Here is a 203-nt window from a genome sequence, read left to right as displayed (position 1 = left end):
AGTGTGACGGTCAACGGATTGGTGATGTTGGTCACCGGCGCGCCGTTTTTATCCACAAGGCTGGCGGTGTAGACGATGTTGCCGCCTTCGCCAACAGTAGTGGTGGCGGTCAGAACCACGTCGACCTTGTCGATGGTGTCGTTGATCGCGGTGGTTGCGCCGTTGCCAGCAACTTCCAACTTCTCAAAGTTGCCGCCCGTTGC

Annotated in this window: 1 protein-coding gene; it reads right to left on the bottom strand. The window is 58.1% G+C overall.

What is annotated here, in order from left to right; all coding sequences use genetic code 11:
- On the bottom strand, positions 1-203 hold a 203-nt coding region (locus tag BFP93_RS00085; protein WP_141687913.1), incomplete at both ends, for an immunoglobulin-like domain-containing protein.

This window comes from Pseudomonas sp. 44 R 15 (genome assembly GCF_900004965.1).
GTDB classification, from domain to species: Bacteria; Pseudomonadota; Gammaproteobacteria; order Pseudomonadales; family Pseudomonadaceae; genus Aquipseudomonas; species Aquipseudomonas orientalis_A.
This window is presented reverse-complemented; position numbering and strand designations above follow the sequence as displayed.